Annotated in this window: 20 protein-coding genes and 1 pseudogene; 4 read left to right on the forward strand and 17 right to left on the reverse strand. The window is 60.9% G+C overall.

Features of this window, described 5'->3' with window-relative positions; all coding sequences use genetic code 11:
• Positions 1-81: 81 nt before the first annotated feature.
• Complete coding sequence (locus I5961_RS20450; protein ID WP_039770630.1) at positions 82-564, reverse strand: GNAT family N-acetyltransferase; 483 nt, start codon at positions 562-564, stop codon at positions 82-84.
• A 242-nt stretch (positions 565-806) separates the two neighbouring features.
• On the opposite strand from I5961_RS20450, the gene I5961_RS20455 reads away from it, so the two are divergent.
• From I5961_RS20455 to I5961_RS20470, 4 genes are all read left to right on the forward strand, one after another.
• Complete coding sequence (locus I5961_RS20455; RefSeq protein ID WP_227233207.1) at positions 807-1475, forward strand: HD domain-containing protein; 669 nt, start codon at positions 807-809, stop codon at positions 1473-1475.
• 82 nt (positions 1476-1557) lie between these two features.
• A complete protein-coding gene (locus tag I5961_RS20460) occupies positions 1558-1902 on the forward strand; it encodes a hypothetical protein (protein ID WP_227233209.1) in 345 nt (114 codons plus the stop codon).
• A 52-nt stretch (positions 1903-1954) separates the two neighbouring features.
• A complete protein-coding gene (locus tag I5961_RS20465; RefSeq protein WP_227233210.1) occupies positions 1955-2209 on the forward strand; it encodes a hypothetical protein in 255 nt (84 codons plus the stop codon).
• 87 nt (positions 2210-2296) lie between these two features.
• The gene (locus I5961_RS20470; protein WP_227233212.1) at positions 2297-2677 is read left to right on the forward strand and encodes a Rho termination factor N-terminal domain-containing protein; all 381 of its coding nucleotides are present in this window, start codon (positions 2297-2299) and stop codon (positions 2675-2677) included.
• A 130-nt stretch (positions 2678-2807) separates the two neighbouring features.
• Here the strand turns inward: I5961_RS20470 and I5961_RS20475 are convergent, their stop codons facing one another.
• The 16 genes and pseudogenes from I5961_RS20475 to I5961_RS20550 all read right to left on the reverse strand — a co-directional run bounded on the left by I5961_RS20475 (position 2808) and on the right by I5961_RS20550 (position 18409).
• A complete protein-coding gene (locus I5961_RS20475; RefSeq protein ID WP_227233213.1) occupies positions 2808-3737 on the reverse strand; it encodes a PfkB family carbohydrate kinase in 930 nt (309 codons plus the stop codon).
• Positions 3730-5196 carry a purine-cytosine permease family protein gene (locus I5961_RS20480; protein WP_227233215.1) on the reverse strand — a complete coding sequence of 489 codons (1467 nt, stop codon included), beginning with the start codon at positions 5194-5196 and terminating at the stop codon, positions 3730-3732. The genes I5961_RS20475 and I5961_RS20480 overlap by 8 nt, the downstream gene beginning before the upstream one ends.
• A 234-nt stretch (positions 5197-5430) precedes the next feature.
• On the reverse strand, positions 5431-6429 hold the full coding sequence (locus I5961_RS20485; RefSeq protein ID WP_085696978.1) for an ADP-ribosylglycohydrolase family protein: 999 nt from the start codon (positions 6427-6429) through the stop codon (positions 5431-5433).
• Positions 6426-7139, reverse strand: a complete 714-nt coding sequence (locus I5961_RS20490; protein WP_085704720.1) for a GntR family transcriptional regulator — start codon at positions 7137-7139, stop codon at positions 6426-6428. The genes I5961_RS20485 and I5961_RS20490 overlap by 4 nt, the downstream gene beginning before the upstream one ends.
• Before the next feature lie 186 nt (positions 7140-7325).
• Positions 7326-8294 carry an L-arabinose ABC transporter permease AraH gene (araH, locus tag I5961_RS20495; RefSeq protein ID WP_085697229.1) on the reverse strand — a complete coding sequence of 323 codons (969 nt, stop codon included), beginning with the start codon at positions 8292-8294 and terminating at the stop codon, positions 7326-7328.
• A 12-nt stretch (positions 8295-8306) separates the two neighbouring features.
• Complete coding sequence (gene araG / locus I5961_RS20500; RefSeq protein WP_227233216.1) at positions 8307-9851, reverse strand: L-arabinose ABC transporter ATP-binding protein AraG; 1545 nt, start codon at positions 9849-9851, stop codon at positions 8307-8309.
• A 56-nt stretch (positions 9852-9907) separates the two neighbouring features.
• Entirely contained in the window at positions 9908-10912 is a 1005-nt protein-coding gene (locus I5961_RS20505; protein ID WP_085696981.1) for a substrate-binding domain-containing protein, read from the reverse strand.
• A gap of 143 nt (positions 10913-11055) precedes the next feature.
• Positions 11056-11874, reverse strand: a complete 819-nt coding sequence (locus I5961_RS20510; protein WP_085696982.1) for an SDR family oxidoreductase — start codon at positions 11872-11874, stop codon at positions 11056-11058.
• A 270-nt stretch (positions 11875-12144) separates the two neighbouring features.
• A complete protein-coding gene (locus I5961_RS20515) occupies positions 12145-13020 on the reverse strand; it encodes an SMP-30/gluconolactonase/LRE family protein (RefSeq protein ID WP_227235624.1) in 876 nt (291 codons plus the stop codon).
• Positions 13021-13053: 33 nt separating this feature from the next.
• A pseudogene (locus I5961_RS20520) lies at positions 13054-13761 on the reverse strand (FadR/GntR family transcriptional regulator); the annotation flags it as partial.
• Between the two features lie 101 nt (positions 13762-13862).
• A complete protein-coding gene (locus I5961_RS20525; protein ID WP_085696984.1) occupies positions 13863-14423 on the reverse strand; it encodes a DUF1285 domain-containing protein in 561 nt (186 codons plus the stop codon).
• A gap of 15 nt (positions 14424-14438) precedes the next feature.
• Positions 14439-15044, reverse strand: a complete 606-nt coding sequence (locus tag I5961_RS20530) for a DUF4823 domain-containing protein (protein ID WP_007950810.1) — start codon at positions 15042-15044, stop codon at positions 14439-14441.
• 121 nt (positions 15045-15165) lie between these two features.
• On the reverse strand, positions 15166-16134 hold the full coding sequence (locus tag I5961_RS20535) for a GTP 3',8-cyclase MoaA (RefSeq protein ID WP_227233218.1): 969 nt from the start codon (positions 16132-16134) through the stop codon (positions 15166-15168).
• Positions 16135-16272: 138 nt separating this feature from the next.
• On the reverse strand, positions 16273-16911 hold the full coding sequence (locus I5961_RS20540; RefSeq protein ID WP_007950805.1) for a TetR/AcrR family transcriptional regulator: 639 nt from the start codon (positions 16909-16911) through the stop codon (positions 16273-16275).
• Positions 16912-17251: 340 nt separating this feature from the next.
• Positions 17252-18037 carry a TatD family hydrolase gene (locus I5961_RS20545; protein WP_085704732.1) on the reverse strand — a complete coding sequence of 262 codons (786 nt, stop codon included), beginning with the start codon at positions 18035-18037 and terminating at the stop codon, positions 17252-17254.
• A 15-nt stretch (positions 18038-18052) separates the two neighbouring features.
• The gene (locus tag I5961_RS20550) at positions 18053-18409 is read right to left on the reverse strand and encodes a PilZ domain-containing protein (protein ID WP_085704734.1); all 357 of its coding nucleotides are present in this window, start codon (positions 18407-18409) and stop codon (positions 18053-18055) included.

The following is an 18409-nucleotide window of genomic DNA, read 5'->3' on the forward strand; positions in this document are numbered from 1 at the left end:
ATCGCAGGCAGAAACAGCGCCTACAGAGAAATTCAATTTCCCTGCAGGAATCGTCTCGGGCTGCGATATTCCTGGCGCGGCTCAGTTGCCCTCGGCAAACTCGCGCAATACCTTGCCATCCATGCGGTAACGCACCCACTCTTCCTGCGGCTGGGCGCCGAGGGATTTGTAGAATTCGATGGCCGGGGTGTTCCAGTCCAGCACGCTCCATTCGAAGCGGCCGCAGTCGTTGGCGCAGGCTATTTTCGCGAGATGGCGCAGCAGGGTTTTGCCGGCGCCGCCGCCCCGTTGTTCCGGGGTAATGTAGAGGTCTTCGAGGTACAGGCAGTTGCTGCCCAGCCAGGTCGAATAGCTGAAGAAGAACACCGCAAAACCGATTGGCAGACCATCGCGCAGGCAGATCAGGCCATGGGCGGTGGCGCCTTCGCTGAACAGACTGCGCTCGATGTCGGCGACGCTGGCGATAACTTCGTGACGGGCCTTTTCGAAGTCTGCCAATTCGGTGATGAACGCGAGGATTTGCGGAGCATCGCTGGGGGTCGCCGGGCGGATTTCGATCGTCATGGACGGGCCTTGTCGGAAAAAGGAAAACGCCATACTAAGGTGCCGCGCGGCGCTCGTCACATGGCAATCCAAACACTACCCTACTCAATCACAGAAACACGGCGATCCGTGTGGGAGCGAGCTTGCTCGCGAAGGCGTCCCGCCAGTCGATGGAGGTATTGCCTGTGCCGAGGTCTTCGTCGGATCGCCGCCCGGAGCAAGCTCGCTCCCGCAAGGATTGTTGTTTGCTTTATAGGACATGCATGAACACGATCGCTTTCGAACCACTGGCCTCACTCGCCGCCGAACTGCTACCCCATGCGCTGGAACCGTCGGAGGACGGCGCTCATGACCTGTCGCACCTGCAACGGGTCTGGCACAACGTGCGCACTTTGCAGGCCGAGGAAGGTGGCGACCTTGAGGTGCTGCTGGCGGCGGTGTTGCTGCATGATTGCGTCGCGGTGGAAAAGAACTCGCCGCTACGTTCACAGGCTTCACGCCTGGCAGCGAAAAAAGCATCAACGGTATTGGCAAACCTGAACTGGCCCGAAGCCAAAATCAGCGCCATCATCCACGCCATCGAAGCCCACAGTTTTTCCGCCAACATCACCCCGCTCACCCTCGAAGCCCGACTGATGCAGGACGCCGATCGTCTCGACTCCCTTGGCCTGCTCGGCGTTGCCCGCACCTTCTACACCGCCGGGCGTATGGGCAGCGCGCTGTACGACCCGAACGATCCCGAGGCTCGGGAAAGGGACTACGACGACACGCGATTCTGCCTCGATCATTTCCAGACCAAACTGCTGCACCTCGCCGACGGTTTCCAGACCGCTGCCGGTCAGCGTCTGGCGCAAATCCGTCATCAGCGCCTGAAGGGTTTCATGGAGCAATTCAAGGAAGAGATCGGCCTCGAAAGCACTCAGCCCTTCTGAACCGTTCGTCGATCATCAGGCACCAATCTTTCACGAGGGCAGACCAACATGAGGTAAGGATTTCAATCACTGGAGACACCCTATGATCCCGTCAAGGTTGACTGCGCTCGTATTCGCAACCCTCCTCAGCCCTGCGGCATTCGCCGCCTCGACCACCGTCGCCGGCACCGGGCCGACCGATCCGGTCACCCAGCCCAGAGCACCCGCCATCAACAGTGCCCCCGGTATGAATACCGATGGTTCGGGTGTACCGCTGATCAACCAGCCACCCGCAACGGGAACCGATCCTCGCACCCAGGGCAGCGATCCCGGCCGCCAGGGCGGGATGAACACCCCCGACGCTCCGGCCGCCCCCGACAACGCCGGTCCCGGCGTCGGCTCGAAAACCACCACGGGTGGTTCGGGCTCTGAAGGCGCAGGACAGTGATCCGTGCTTCATCCACGCAACGTGTCTTATCCACTTCCCTGAAGAGGTAACCATGAACGTCGATAAAAACCTGGAAAAAGAAGTCCTCACCCGCCTGTTGCATGCCCACCCAAGCGGCCTCGGCAAAGAGGTGCTGGACAATTATCGCGGCGAGAAAGTCGTGGCCGGTGCCCTCGCCGCCCTGCAGGAGCGTGGACTGATTCACCACGGCCACATCACTTGCAATGAAGCGGGAGAGCATTCGCTGAATCTGCCGATCAAGCTCAGCGCTGCAGGTGTGGAAGCGGCGCGTAAGCTCGATAACTGACGCTTCCGGTCACTGGCGCAAGCAGTGTTCGGATGCATTGCCTGCGCCGGTCATTCCGAGATTCATCCAGCCACCAGGAGACCTGCCATGCCTCGTGGAAGCAAAGCCAAATACACCGCCGAGCAAAAGCGCAAGGCCGCGCACATCGAAGACAGCTATGAACAGAAAGGCGTTCCGAAGGACGAAGCTGAAGCGCGAGCCTGGGCGACGGTAAACAAACAGTCTGGCGGAGGCGAGAAAGCCGGTGGCTCCGGACGCCGAAAACCTGCCAGCGCCAAGGCCGACGATCGCAAGGAATCGGCGCGACGCGCGACAGTAAGCCGTGAGGGACATTCGCGCGATAGCAAGGCTTCACGCGAAGTGCAAACGGTCGAGAGCCTGCGCAAGGAGGCCCGGGAGCGGAAAATCCCTGGGCGTTCGTCGATGCGCAAAGATGAGTTGATTGCGGCGTTGCGCAGAGCCGGCTAGGTCCAGACTGGATGTAACGGCTGAAGGCCTTATCGCTGGCAAGCCAGCTCCTACAGAAATCAAAGGGCCCGCAAAAACTGCGCCCCCTACTGAAACCTGTGGGACCTGGCTTGCCAGCGATTGCGAGCGTTCAGTCAGTGCATTTTTTGCTGATCAGCACATCAACCTCGGCAGTGCCAGGAGCGGTCGCCGGGCCCCATCGGGTGACGGCCAATGCAGCCGCAGCGTTAGCGCGCCTTGCGGCCTGGTGAGCGGTCAGTCCCTGCGCCAACCCGGCCATGAACACGCCGGCATGCGCATCACCCGCGCCATTGCTGTCCACGGCTTGTACCTTGAAACCCGGTACGTGCTGGCGTTCGCCCCGCTGATGAATCCAGCAACCTTGCGGGCCGTCGCGCACGACCATCAGCACTTCCTGCGGCAGGTGCACGGTCAATCGTTCCAGCGCGGTTTCGATGTCCGTTGCGCCAGTGAAGCGCAACGCCTCGACGCGGTTGCTGGTCCACACATCAATGCGCGGCAACAACGCCTGCATCATCGATGAGTCCGGAGTTTCCACCAGCGGCCCCGGATCGAACACCACGTTGATCGCCCTCGGCAACGCCAGCGTCCAGTCCAGCAACGCCTGGGCCTTGCCGCTGTGCAGCAGGCTGTAGCCGCTGACGTAGACGTAGTCCCCCGGCTCGGCGGCGACGCTGTTCAGCTCCGCCGCCGTGACCTCACCTTCAGCGCCGATGTAGGAAATGAAACTGCGCTCGGCCGACGCATCGGTCAGCGCCACGCAGATGCCGGTGTCGCGTGCTGCAGGCTGTTCGATGCCGATGCGGATGCCTTCGGCGTTCATCGCCTGGCGCGCCAGATCGCCGAAACGACCATTACCGTGGCGACCGAGATAGACCACCGGCATGCCATTACGCGCAGCGGCAGCCATTACATTGAAGCCGCCGCCAGCTTCGAAACTGGCGGACTGCGCCAGCACGTCACCACCGATTGGCGGCAGCGCATCCACGGCCATGACCAGGTCGATGATGACCTGGCCGGTGTGCAACATCTTAGGCATGAGCATTCTCGGATTGCGCAGCGCGGCGATCTCTCGCCCCGCCGAGTACGAAGTAAATGCCGCCGGCGACCACGAACGTCACAATCCAGCCGAGGCCGTTGTGGCCCAGCCACGAGTCGGACAGGAAGCCCTTGAACCAGACGTTTTCAGCCGTGGTGCCGATGGTGGTGAAACTGAAGCCCAGCACAATCGCAATCGCCCACGCGCCGAATGCGCGCCACTCGATGCCGCCGTTGTACCAATAGGCGCTGCTCGGGCTGACGTCGAGCAGGTCTTTGGGGCTGTAGTAGTGACGATGAATCAGATCGACCACGAAGATCCCGACCCATGCGGTGATCGGCACGGCCAGCAACGAAATGAAGGTGATGAACGGGCCGTAGAAACTGTCGGCGATCAGCATGAAGTAGATCGAACCGGCGAAAATCGCAACGATATCGACCACCACCGCGTACACGCGCTTGACCTTCAGGCCGAGGGTCAGCGTGGTCAAACCGGCGGAGTACACCGACAGGTTGTTCGACAGCAACAGACCGCCGAACGCGGTGATCAGGTACGGCACGGCCATCCAGGTCGGCAGCATGTCGCGGATCGCCACGATCGGGTCAGTCGCCGAAGCGAGGTCGTTGTTGCCGACCGACAACAGGCCGCCGAGGGTAATCAGCAGCACCAGTGGAATCCCCGCGCCGAACGCTGCAGAAGCGACCAGGCGCACGGCTTTGACGCTGCGATGCTGATAACGCGACATGTCGGCGCCGGCATTTGCCCAGCCGATCCCGGTGCCGGCCGCCATGGTGCCGATACCGATGATCATCGCGCTCATCGGCGCCGGGGTGGCGTTGAACACCGCGCTCCAGTCGATGGTCGCGCAGAGGAAGCCACCGACCAGAATGTTCAGCGCGCCGAACACGTAAGTCGCCCACTTCTGGATCACCAGCAAAGTGGCGTGGCCCAGGCCGGACACCGACAAGGTCAGCAGCACGAAAATCGCGATGAAGATCAAAGTCAGCACCGGTGCGCTTTTGGCTTCCACCGGCGAGCCGAACAGGATCGAGCACAACGACAACAGCACAAACGCCGCCGTGGTTGTGTTGACGGTTTCCCAGCCCAGGCGCGACATCAGCGACACCAGCGTCGGGCCGATATTGCCGCGCACCCCGAAGATCGCCCGCGACAGGGTCAGGCTCGGCGCACGACCGCGACGGCCGGCAATCGAGATGATCCCCACTACCGCGAACGAACCGGCAGCGCCGAGGATCGCGACAATGATCGCCTGCCAGATCGCCAGGCCGCGAAACGCAACCAGCGTGGCGCCCAGCGGCAGGCCGAGGATGGAAATATTGGCAGCAAACCAGACCCAGAACAGTTGCAGCGGATGGCCGTTGCACTCGCCTTCCGGCACCGGTTCGATGCCCCGGGTTTCCAGTTGCCCGACACTTTGCCCGGCGTTCGATGAACTCATGAAAAATGCTCCTGTTTGCCTTTATTGTGGTTGTGGCAATGACGCAGAACGACTAGACATCCCGCCCTTCCTGGGCCTGTCTGCGCGATCCATTGCGGGTGATTATTCAAGACTTGTGGTGCACCCATCGCTGGCAAGCCAGCTCTCACAGGTTCGAAGCGAACCTTGAGATTGCACTGTCCCTGTGGGAGCGAGCTTGCTCCGGGCGGCGATCCGACGAAGGCGTCAGTTCAATCAGCGCAAGGCCAACAGCCCTGTCACCAACGGCTCAAGCTCCAGATCGTTGACGGCCTTCACCGTTTCAATCATCGGTGCCGGCCAGCTCTGCAGGCCCAGGCAGGCCCCGAGCATGGCGCCGAGAATCGCGGCGATGGTGTCGGTGTCCCCCCCCAGGCTCGCGGCCATGCACAGCGCATCGAACGGCGTCATTTCACCGACCGCGACTTGCTGCGCGAGGGCGAACGAGACCACCACCGATTCCTGCGAGGCCACCGAGGTGCCGATCACGTCGTACAGCAGATCCGCGAGCAACACCGGATCGCTCTCGACACTGATGCTGCGCGCCCAACTGATCCGCGACGCGATGCGCCCGCCGGCCACCCAGTGCCCGTGCGCTTCCGCTTGCTGGGCAATCTGTTGACCGAGGTTCAGCGCCTCGCCCAGATCCAGGCCGTTGATGCCGGCCGAGACCACCGCCGCCACCGCCGCCGCGCTGGAAATCCCCAGTGTGGTGTTGTGAGTGACCTGACACGCTTGCACCACCGCCGCGATAAAGCGCTCGGGGTTGGCGACATCCGCCGCGATTCCCACCGGGGTGATGCGCATCGCTGCGCCGTTGGTGGTCCCATAGCGCCCGGCCTCTTCCGGCGAATGGCCGGCGAGGATCATTTCGATCGCACGTTTGGTCGACGGGCCGAGCAAGTCCTGCGAGCCCTTGGCCTGCATCTCGGCTTCCCATTCGATCAGCCGTTGCGCCAGCACCGCCGGCTCGATCCGGCCGCGACCTTCGACCAGCAATTCGCCGACCAGAATCGCCTGTTCGGTGTCATCGGTGATCGAGCCCTTGGGCATGTTCGCGGCAATCGGTTGCAACGGGCCGGCGTCTTGCAGATCGGTGATCTGGCCGAAGCGCTGCCTGATGGTTTCGCGGTTCAGGGATTGCGTCGGCATCCCCAGCGCATCGCCGAGGGCCAGGCCGTAAAACGCGCCCAAGGCACGGTCAAGGGCGGTCATTTCGATTCTCCGAATTGCAGGTGCAGACGAAAATGCACCGGGTCGAGCAGGCTTTCGACCTGTTCCATGAAACGGTTCTGCCGGTCGTAGGTGGTGCGCAATGCCTTGAGGAACACCGTGCCTTCCGGACGACCGAGCAGTTCGGCGTCCACCGCGTTGAGCGGTTCGGCGCCGATCCATTGATCGCCGCGCTCGCCGATATAGCCGTAAGCGGCCAGGGTGATGGTCAGGGAATTGTCGATCAGGCCGACCCGCGGCAAGCTTTCCAGGCCTCCGGAGGCGGGCATCAGAGAGCGTTCAAGGGACACCGCCGTGCCATCGTTGGAACGGCGGCGACGTTCGAGAAGAATGAATTGATCGGAGCCGAAACGCGCAAGCAGATCCGCGCGAGTCACGGCTTCCAGACGCAACACGTCGGTATTGATCATCGCCCCGCTGTCGGCCAGGGCCTGGGCCCAGCCGCTGCGCTGATCGAGCACCATCCCGTCAAATGTGACGATCGAGCCGACCCCGCTTTGCGTGGCGATGTAATTGCGCCGCTTCAATTCGGCCAGCGCTTCGCGCAACGTGCCTCGGCTGACGTTGAATTCCTGAGCCAACTGATGCTCGCCAGGCAACAGAAAGCCGTCCTCCATGAGGCCGCTTTCGATGCGTCGGACGAGTTCGTCGACCACCCGTTGTTTCTTGTCAAATCGTACCTGTCTAATCATGTACAAATTGATAACCGAAACAAGACAGGACGAGCAAGGAGTATTTATCCGGGAGTGACGGAAGGTTCGTTAGAAAAGGTGAACTGTGGGAGCTGGCTTGCTCGCGATAAGGCCTGCGCATCCGACATCAACGTGCCGGATCTACCGCTATCGCGAGCAAGTTCGCTCCCCACAGGGTATTGCGGATTACCGTTGCTTGAGTCGGTCGATAACCACAGCCAACAGCAGAATCGAACCCCGAATCACATACTGATAAAACGTGTCGATATTCTTCAGGTTCATCGCATTCTCGATAATCGCCAGAATCAACACCCCGGCAATCACATGCCGGATCATCCCGATCCCGCCGCTCAACGAAACCCCGCCCAGCACGCAAGCCGAAATCACCGTCAGCTCGAAACCCTGCCCGATCATCGGTTGCCCGGACGTCATCCGCGACGCCAGAATCACCCCCGCCAGCGCACCGATTACACCATGCACCGCGAAGATGATGATCTTCGTGCGATCAACATTCACCCCCGCCAGCAGAGCCGCTTCCTGGTTGCCACCGATGGCCATGGTGTTGCGCCCGTAGGTCGTGTAGTTCAGCAACCAGCCGAAAAACAGGAAGCAGACAATGGTGATCAGGATCGGCACCGGCACGCCGAACAACTGGCCGTTACCGAACACGAAGAACGATTCCTGGGACACCCCCACCGCTTTGCCATTGGCAAAAATGTAAGCCAGGCCACGGACGATCTGCATGGTCGCCAGCGTCGTGATCAGCGCATTGACCCGCAACTTGGCGATCACAATGCCGTTGATCAAGCCGACGATCAGGCCCATCACCAGCGCGGCGCTGACGCCGAGGAACACGCTGTTGGTATCGCGCATCACCACCGCCGCAACCACCCCGGCGCAGGCAATCACCGAGCCTACCGACAAGTCGAAATGCCCCGACGCCAGGCAGTACAACATGGTGCATGCCGCGATGCCGGTGGTGGAAATCGCCAGGCCCAGGCCACGCATGTTCAGCGGCGAGAGGAAGTTGTCGATCAGCAAAGTGCAGGCGAGAAAAATCCCCACCGCCGCCAGCAACATGACCCAGTCATCGAGGAAGCGCCGCATATCCAGAGGTTTGCGCGCGGTCGGCAGGGTTTCGTTTTGGGTTGTCATCATAGTCACCTCTCAGTTCGCCACGCCGTCAGCGCGGTGGCGCGGCAAAGCCAGTTGCAGCAGGTTGGATTCGTTGGCCTGGTCGCGGCTGACTTCGCCACGCAGGGCGCCCTCGCACAGCACCAGAATGCGGTCGGAAATGCCCATCACTTCCATCAGATCGCTGGACACCACGATTACCGAAATACCATCGGCGGCCAGGTTATGGATGATCTGGTAGATCTCGGCCTTGGCGCCGATGTCGATGCCCCGGGTCGGCTCGTCGAGCAGCAGGACTTTCATCGGCATCGACAGCCAGCGGCCGAGAATCGCCTTCTGCTGATTGCCGCCGGACAGGAACTTGATCTGTTGCCCGGCGTGGGGCGTTTTCACTTTCAGGGCCTTGATCTGTTTGTCGGCGTTGCCCTTTTCCCAGATCCCGCGCAGCAGGCAACCGAGCCCGGAGTTCGCGCCGCGCGCGCTGATGTTGATGTTTTCGGCGACGCTCGCCAGCGGAATGATGCCTTCCTTCTTGCGGTCCTCCGGGCACAGCAGAATCCCGGCGGCGATCGCATCGCGAGGCGACCGCAGCTTCAGTTCATGGCCGCGCAATTCCAGGCGTCCGGCGGTGTTTCGCTCCAGACCGCTGAGCAGCCGGAACAACTCGGTGCGCCCTGCCCCGACCAGCCCGAACAGGCCCAGAATCTCGCCTTTGTGCGCATCGAAACTGATCGGCTCCCGCAGGCCCGGGCCGAGCAAACCATCGACTCTCAGCGCCACGGCACCGCGCGGGCGGCCGCGATAATCGTAGATGTCCTGAATGTCGCGCCCGACCATGCAGGTCACCAGTTGATCGTGGGTCAGCTGGCTCATGTCGTCGAAAGTGCGCACGTAGCGACCGTCCTTGAACACCGTCACCGCGTCGCAGATACGGAACACTTCCTCCATGCGATGGGAGACGTAGAGCACCACTTTGCCCTCGTCGCGCAGTCGGCCGATGATCGCCATCAAGCGGTCGATTTCCCGCGCCGAGAGACTGCTGGTCGGTTCGTCGAAAGCAATCACATGGGCGCCACGGGACAGTGCCTTGGCGATTTCGACCAGTTGTCGCTGGCCGAGGGACAGGCGTCCGACCTTGGTCTGCGGGTCGATTTCATCGGCCAGACCCTTGAGACAAGCCAAGGCCTGCTGACGCAGCGCGCCGCGATTGATCAAGCCGAAACTGGCCGGCAGATGACCGAGGAACAGGTTCTCGGCCACGGTCATTTCCGGCACCAGATGCAGCTCCTGGTGAATCACCGCCACGCCGCTGCCGATGCTGTCGGCAGTGCACTTGAAGGCCATCGTCCGCTCGCCGATCTGCAACTCGCCGCTGCTCGGGATGTAGGCGCCGCCGAGGATTTTCAGCAGGGTCGATTTGCCGGCGCCGTTCTCGCCCATCAGGGCGTGAACCTGCCCCGGGTGCGCGACGAAACTGATGCCGTCCAGCGCCTTCACGCCCGGAAAGGTCTTGCCGATCCCGTTGAAACGCAGGCTGCCACTGGCGCTGTGTTCTTGTGTCTGTACTTGCGCGTGCATTTAAGCCACCTCATCACACCGTTCAAGCGGCCCGGCTGCCCGGGCCGCCGCTGCCGTCAGTTCCACAGGCCGATCTTCTCCAGCTCCTGCTTGAAGTTGTCGCGGGTGATCAGAGTGACGTCGTCCATCGCGGTGTACTTCGGTGGTTCCTTGCCGGTGGTGACCCACTCAAACATCATCTCGGCAGTCTTGTAGCCTTCGATGTGCGGGCTCGGCAGCATCGAACCGTAGAAGCCGCTGTTGGGCTTTTTCAGCTCGCCGATGGCGTCGGTGCCGTTGATGCCGATACCGATCACGTTGGCGGCGGCAAACCCGGCGGCTTCGGTGGCGCGCACGCCGCCCAGCACGGTGTTGTCGTTCATACCGCCGATGATCAGGTTCTTCGCCGCGCTCGGCAGCTTGACCAGCGCCGAGTTGGTGGCGTCCATGCTGCCCGGTACGTCGAGGGTTTTCAGGGCGGCGGTCAGGATGTGCTCTTTCGGCAAGCCGGCGTCTTCGAGCGCTTTCATCGAACCGTCGGTGCGTTTCTTGCCGGTGTCGAGTTCGTTGTAGGTGTTGACCACCGCGTAGGTGTCCTTCCAGTCCCAGTTACGCTTTTTCGCCTCGGCGGCCATGGCAGCGCCCTGCTTCTGGCCGACTTCGAACGCGGCCATGCCGAGGTACGGCACGTCTTCCATGAACTTGCCATTGGCGTCGACAAAACGGTCGTCGACGGCAATGACTTTCAGATCATTGAGCTTGGCCTTCGCCATGATCGCAGGGCCGAGGGACACGTCCGGCGGGCAGATGACGAAGCCCTTGGCGCCGTTGGCCGCAAGGCTGTCGATGGCCGAGAGGGTTTTCTCGCCGTCCGGCACGGCGATCTTGATCAGCTCGAAGCCTTTGTCCTTGGCAGCTTTCTCGGCGAAGGCCCATTCAGTCTGGAACCATGGCTCTTCGGCCTGCTTGACCAGGAAACCGATTTTCACAGGGTCAGCGGCCAGCAGCGAACTGCTCAGGCTGAACGCAGTAACCGCCAGCGCGGTACTGCAAAGGGTACGAATCCCGAAACGACGTTTCATAAGCAGACTCCTTGTTATTTTTCTTGAGCGTTATTTGAAAAGCGTTACAGCGGTCGAAGCGTTTGCCGCAAATCATGACGACAATAGTCATATCGTATGATGATTGGATTTCAGGCAGACGTTCCCGCCTGAAATCCGCTTTTTCAGTCGTGGTACATCACCGAGCGACCACCATCGATGGTGATGCACGAGGCGTTGATGAACGGCGCTTCGTCGCTGGCCAGGAACACGGCGGTCATCGCCACTTCAATCGGCTGACCGATGCGTTTCGGTGGATGCAGATCAAAGGCGCGCTGGCGTTCGGCGTGCGGATCGGCGAAACCGTTCCAGTAATCGACGTTGAGCTGGGTCTCGATGTAGCCAGGGGCAATGGCGTTGACGCGAATGCCCTTCGGCGCGTACTCGATGCCCAACGCGCGGGTCAGTCCGAGCAAGCCGTGCTTGGCCACCGGGTACGGGAAGCAGCCGGGAATGATATTCGTGGAATGGGTCGAGGCAATATTGATGATGCTGCCGATGCCTTGCTCGATCATCTGCGGCAGCACGGCCTTGCAGCCATACCAGGCGCCGTCGAGGTCGATGGCGAAACAGCGTTTCCAGTCTTCTTCGGTCATCTCCAGCGGATCGCGGAACACGTTGACCCCGGCGCAGTTGACCAGCACGTCGATACGACCGTGCAGTTCGATGGCCAGTCTGGCCATGGCGTGCAGATCCTCCTGACGCGATACGTCGGCCTTGATCGCTTGCACATCGGCGCCCTGCTCGCGCCAGTGTGCGGCGACTTTCTCGACCTTTTCAGCCTGGATATCGCTGATCACCAGTTTGGCCTGCTGGGAGGCGAAGGTTGCGACGATCGCTTCGCCGATGCCTTGGGCGGCGCCGGTCAGCAACACAACCTTGTTTTTCAGGCGCTCACCTTTCGGCGGCTCGGGCACTGGTGGCAGGGACAGAGGTTCAGCCATGAATCAGGACTCCTGTTCGAAAGCATAAAAAAACCGGGCATCTGACGATGTCCGGTCTGGAAGGCTTCTGGAACAAAACAGGCGAGCGCACGCCGCGGAACCGGAACGGCCCGAAGCGCTGACTCCGCTGTGGAGTGCGATGGAAATTCGCTGCATCACTTCACCTGTTTTGTTCTTTTTAAGTGTGAGTGCGTGTTACTGCTGGAGCCGACTATAAACCCGACCGCCAAATAATCTCAATATATAATTTTGCGTCCCATATTTTGGGATTTAACTGGCAAATCGCGTACACAGCTTTCCGGCAACATCCACCTGCAGCGACAGCACGGCACCGTCCAGCGGATGGTTCAGCGGACTTTTGGCGCTGGTGATGTAAAGGGTTTTCAGGTCTGCGCCGCCGAATACGCAACTGGTCGGGCGACTGATCGGCAGGTCGATCTTGCGGTCGATGTGCCCATCCGGCGTCAAACGCAGCAGGCAACTGCCGTCCCAGCGGGCGTTCCACACGTAGCCTTCGGCGTCCATCGCCGAACCGTCCGGGCCACCGTGCTGATCGGCGCTGTACCAAGGCTGAGCAGTGTCGAGGTTGCCGTCGGTGTGAATGAAATAGCGGTACAACGTGCTGTCGAGGCTGTCGCCGAATAGCAGCGTGGTGCCGTCGTCACTCCAGAGCAGCGTGTTGGGAATGCCCAGGTTGCGCAGCAATGGCGTGACCCTTTTATCCGGATCAATCCGGAACAGCCCGCCGGAACGTCGAGTGATCGGCAGATCCTCGCCCCGTTCGCCGATGTTGTTTTGCATAGTGCCGAGCCACAAGCGGCCCTGGCCATCGCAACGTGCTTCGTTGGCGCGGTTGCCCGGTTGCGGATCGGCGACGCAGAACAGCGTCAGTCGCGGCTCAAGTCCGGGGGAATCCAGATCGAGCCGGTAGACGCCGCTGCTCAGGGTCACCAGTGCGTCGCCGCTGGCGCAGGGAATGAACGCCGAAACGTGCTCCGGCATCTGCCAGATCTGCACGTTCTGCCCGATCAGCCGCAGCGCCTGCTTGCCGGCAATGTCGACCCAATACAGCGCCTGGGTCGGTGCGTCCCAGAACGGTCCCTCGCCCAGTTGCGCCCGATGCTCTGTCACCGCAGTCCACGTCATGCAACCTCCTGTCTTGTTGTTTTTGTCAGCTGGCTTTTTGTCGGCCATTACCTGCGGGTAAAACCGCTTGATGGCCAGGTCGGCATTGTCGATCAGGGTCATGCAGGCCCATACACCGCGCGCGGCATCCCGGGCGGCGATGGCGTCGGCCATGTCTTTATGGATGGGCAGAGTGCGGCGCAATTCATCGGGGTCGGCCGCAGAAACTTCGAAGGACACCGCGAGCAACGCGCCGAGGGCCGGCACCATCTGCTCGATGAATTGATTGTGGCTGGCAGCGAGAATGCATTCGTGGAAGAACTGGTCGGCGCGGTTGTAATCGATGCCGCTGTCCACCGCCCGCTCCAGCGCGTTGTAGGCCTGCCGCACGGCTTGCACCTGTTCGACGGTCGCCCGCTCACAGGCCCAGCGCACCGCCATCGGCTCGATGGTGCGGCGCAGGTCGAGCAAGTCATCGACAAAGTTTTCCGGCAGGCCGCTGCGTGACAGCCAGCCGACGACTTGCGGATCGAACAGGTTCCAGCGCTTGATCGGCAGCACTCGCGTGCCGACTTTCGGCCCGACTTCCAGCATCCCTTTTGCGACGAGGGTCTTGATGGCTTCGCGGATCACGGTGCGGCTGACCCCGAGCTGCTCGCCCAGATCGGCCTCGACCTTGATCGCCTGCCCCGGTTTGACCTGGCCGGCGGCAATCCAGGCGCCCAGCCAGTCAACCGTTGATGCGTGAAAACTGCTCGACATGGACACCCCGAAGCCGTTCGCTGTGGGTGCCTAAGCTAATCATCATACGATTGAGAGTCAACGACAAAAAACCGCAGCCTGCTTCCACAGACTGCGGTTTTTCAAGGTTCGAGGCCGATACGAAAGAACTCGCCGCCACTCCAGACGCCGAGCCAGCGCTGGCCATCGATTTCACGGCTGACTGCCAGCTCGACCAATTGGTAGAACACGTTGCGGTGGATCAGCGCCTCGAGATTGGTGCGCACATGCACGTAGGGCGCGGGTTCTTGCGTTGCGGGATCAATCTCGACGCGGATCGGATGTTCCGCGCCGGCTTCGGTGGTTTCATCGACATTGGTCGTGAAGCGAAGCCGTTGCGCCTCGCCCTCGCCTTCCACCTCGACGGCAATCGCCACAAACGGCGCGTCGTCGACCTTGATCCCGACTTTCTCTACTGGAGTGATCAGGAAATAGTCATCGCCATCGCGGCGGATGATCGTGGAGAACAGCTTGACCATCGGCTTGCGCCCGATCGGGGTACCCAGGTAGTACCAGGTGCCGTCGCGGGCGATGCGCATGTCGATGTCGCCGCAGAAATCCGGGTTCCACAAGTGCACCGGCGGCAAGCCTTTGGTTTTGGGGATTTGCCCCAGCAGGTCATTGGCTTTTTGCGGGCCACTCATGGCGTACTCCTTGAATTACTGGTCCCCGACGCCCAGCAGGCTGCGCGCGTACTGCGCAAGCGGTGGGCCGATCAGGTCTTCGGGTTTGTTGTCGTGGAACGTCAGTAAACCGCCACGACTCTTGATCCGTGCAGTATCAATCAAATACTGGGTGCTGGTCTCGATCAACATGATCTGAATCACGCCGCCGTCGATGCCGAGACGATCCACGGCTTCCTGATCCAGCCACTCATCGGAGTTGCCGATGCGGTCGTCGGCCTTGGCGAAACGCGTGTACAGCAGGTAGTGGGCACCGGCGTCGCGGGCCTCGCCCATCGCCTGGTCAAGGCCTTCCGGCGCACGGGCGCGGCGGACCATTGGGAAGTATTCGACGAAGCCTTTGAAGGCCTCTTCGGCCACCACGTTGGGACGCGGGTAAGAACCGCCCGGCGGTGCGAACGAGCCTTGCGCAATGTAGATGAACGAATCCGGCTGAATGCGGAAATTGTTTACGCGACGGCTGTCGCTGTGGTCCAGCAAGCCCGCGTCGCTCATCTGGTAGCGAGTCCCTTCGGCCATGTCACTGACAGTCATACAGCCGCCCAGCGCCAAAACGGCCAGCAGCAAAACCAGGCTACGCATCCTAATCCTCCAGAAGCCGGTGACGGAAAACCGGCGAATGGCCGTAGGATGCAGCTTTTGCGCCAGTCCTTGGAAATGCGCAGGTATCCGCTTTGAAACAGGGCTTTTTGTGGCGAAGGACTCAGCCGCCGATGATCTTCATGACGGTGGCGCCGCCGGAGAATGCGACTTCCTGTTTGTCACCCAGCGCCTTGACCAGCAGTCGCTGCAGCGCCGGTAGCGCCTCGTGACGTGGTTTGTCGAGCAGGTCACCGACGTAGTGGCGGTTGCTCGACGACAGACAACCATGCAGCCATCCGGTGGACGAGAGGCGCAGGCGCGAGCAGGTTCGGCAGAACGGCACGCTTTCGTTGGCAATCACGCCGAAGTTACCCCGACCGGGAATCGCATAACGAACCGCCGTGGCGTCCACCGGCGCGTCGGTTTGCGCGTACTCGTAATGCTCGCCGATCAGGCTCAGCAGTTGTTGCAGGCTGACGAACTGTTGCAGAAAGGCGTTGGAGTCAGTGGCCAGGTGGCCCATGCGCATCAGCTCGATGAAGCGCAGCTCGAAACCACGCTCGAGGCAGTAATCGAGCAGCGGCATCACCTGGTCGAGATTCTGTCCGCGCAACGGCACCATGTTGACCTTGATCTTCATCCCCGCCGCGGCCGCCTGATCCATGCCGTCCAGCACGGTGGCCAGATCACCGCCACGGGCAATGCTGCGGAACGCGCCGGCGTCCAGGGTATCGAGGGAAACGTTGATGCGTCGCAGGCCGGCATCGACCAGCAACGGGAGTTTTTTTGCCAGGAGCTGGCCGTTGGTGGTCAGGCTGATGTCTTCCAGGCCCAACTTGCCGACGGCGCTCATGAAAGATTCGAGTTTGGGGCTGACCAGCGGCTCGCCGCCGGTGATGCGCAGCCGCTCGATGCCGGCGGCTTCGATCAGATAAGCCACGCCGCGCGCCATGGCCTCGGCCGACAGTTCATCCTGCGCAGCCACCAGCCGCTTGCCGTTTGGCACGCAGTAGGTACAAGCGTAATTGCAGGCTGAAGTCAGACTGATCCGCAAATTGCGAAAACGCCTGCCTTGACGGTCAACGATCATGAAGCACTCCGGCGATGGAAAATCGAGCGGCTAAAACTTGACTCACAATTCAAGTTTTAGCAAGCCCTATGCCTGAGTATATTCCTGCGGTACTGCGCCATGTAATGAAAAACACGGCGCATAAGGCGACTGAATGATTCAGCTGCTTGGCGTTTCCGGGTCGCGCTTGCGCTTGTTGCCCATGCGCACGCCGATATCCATCAGGAACTGGAAGAAACCTTCCTGATCTTCCAGCACATTGCTCCAGAACGGCGAGTGATACAGCGCCACCGCGCCGTGCACTAGCGCCCAGGATGCGCAGTAGTGGAAGTACGGCGGCACGTCTTCGAGCTTGCCTTCGCTGATGCGGCCCTTGATGAGCAGCGTCAGGCGTTCGAAGTTCGAGGCACGGATCTTGTGCAGTTCCTCGACCATCTCCGGCACCTGATTGCCCTTGACCACTTTTTCTTCCAGGCGATCGAACAGACGATAGCGCTGCGGATCGCGCATGCGGAATTCAAAGTAGGCACGGGACAGCGCTTCCTTGTCCTTGTCGACATCGGCCGAATGCAACAGCTCGTTCAAGTCGCGCTCGTAATCGAGCATCAGGCGCAGATAGATCTCGGCCTTGGACTTGAAGTGCTTGTAGATCGTGCCTTTGCCGATACCCACGGCATCAGCAATCATCTCGACGGTGACACTGTCTTCACCTTGTTCGAGGAACAGCTTGAGCGCGGTATCGAGAATTTCTTGCTCGCGGCGACGAAACTCACGGACCTTACGAGGTTCTTTGTGCATAAGAAAAGGTCTGTAGGGGTCAAAATTCGAAGCCGCGTATTATGCCTAACTTGCGCAAAAATGCACGGATCATCCGACCATATCTGTGTTTCTTGTTCATTTCACGAACGTTTCGGGGGGAATGAGAACATAACCGAAGCGAACGTATTCCAAATTTGTTTAAAAACCCCGACCGGCCAACTGGACTGAACGCCAGACTGATCAATACTTGAACTGTCGGGCGACATCTCCCCCAAGTGTCGCGCCGGTAAAGGTACCAAGGGACCGCGTGCCTTTGTTTTACTCCTAATGGTCTTAACCCGGATTCACCCCCAGAACCCGGGTTTTTTTTGCCTGCGATTCAGGCTTTTACATTCGCCAGCGGAAACAATCGCTTGAAGTTCTCGGTGGTCTGCTCGGCAAAACGCTCATAGTTCTCGCCGCGCAGCATCGCCAGAAACTCTGCCACTTCCCGCACGTATTGCGGCAGGTTCGGTTTGCCGCGATACGGGATCGGCGCCAGGTACGGCGAATCGGTTTCCACCAAGAGGCGATCGGCCGGAACCTTGCTCGCCACATCGCGCAACGCATCGGCGTTGCGGAAGGTGACGATGCCCGACAGGGAAATGTAGTAACCCATGTCCAGCGCGGCCTTGGCCATGTCCCAATCTTCGGTGAAGCAATGCAGCACGCCGGCCTGGGGTAACGCGGCTTCGCGCAGCAGCTCGAGCGTATCGGCGCGGGCGCCACGGGTGTGGATGATCACCGGTTTGCCGGTCTGCTGGGCGGCTTGCAGGTGCAGACGGAACGACTCCTGCTGCAATTCAGCGGCTTCCGGCTCGTAGTGGTAATCCAGACCGGTTTCGCCGATCGCCACCACTTTCGGGTGATTGAGCTCGTGCAGCAGCCAGTCCAGCGCCGGCGCCGCGCCCGGCTGAACATCCAAAGGATGCACGCCGACCGAACAATCGACGTCCTCGTAACGCTCGGCCAGGGCTTTGACGTCGGCCGCGTTATCGGCACTGACGCCGATGCACAGGAAATGCCCGACTCCGCGCAGACGGGCCGCATCCAGCGCGGCATCCAGGGAACCGTCGTGAGCGGCGAGGTCGAGGCGATCAAGGTGACAATGGGAATCTACGAGCATAAAAAGGACTGCAACTTACATCGTATGAGTGGGACGGTCGGACTTCAGGGCTCCGGCCAGATGAGTTTCAATGCGACTGCGCGCCGTGTTGTCGCCATCGTTGAATTGCACGCCGACGCCGGCCGCGCGGTTGCCCTGGGCGCCTTTGGGGGTGATCCAGGCCACTTTGCCGGCCACCGGAATCTTCTCCGCCTCGTCCATCAGGTTCAGCAGCATGAACACCTCGTCGCCCAACTTGTAGCTCTTGTTGGTCGGGATGAACAGGCCACCGTTCCTGATGAACGGCATGTATGCGGCGTAAAGGACCGACTTGTCCTTGATGGTCAGGGACAAGATGCCGTTGCGCGGCCCCGGGCTGACAGGTTCGTTCAT

The sequence above is a fragment of the Pseudomonas sp. IAC-BECa141 genome (assembly GCF_020544405.1).
In the GTDB taxonomy this organism is placed as follows: Bacteria; Pseudomonadota; Gammaproteobacteria; order Pseudomonadales; family Pseudomonadaceae; genus Aquipseudomonas.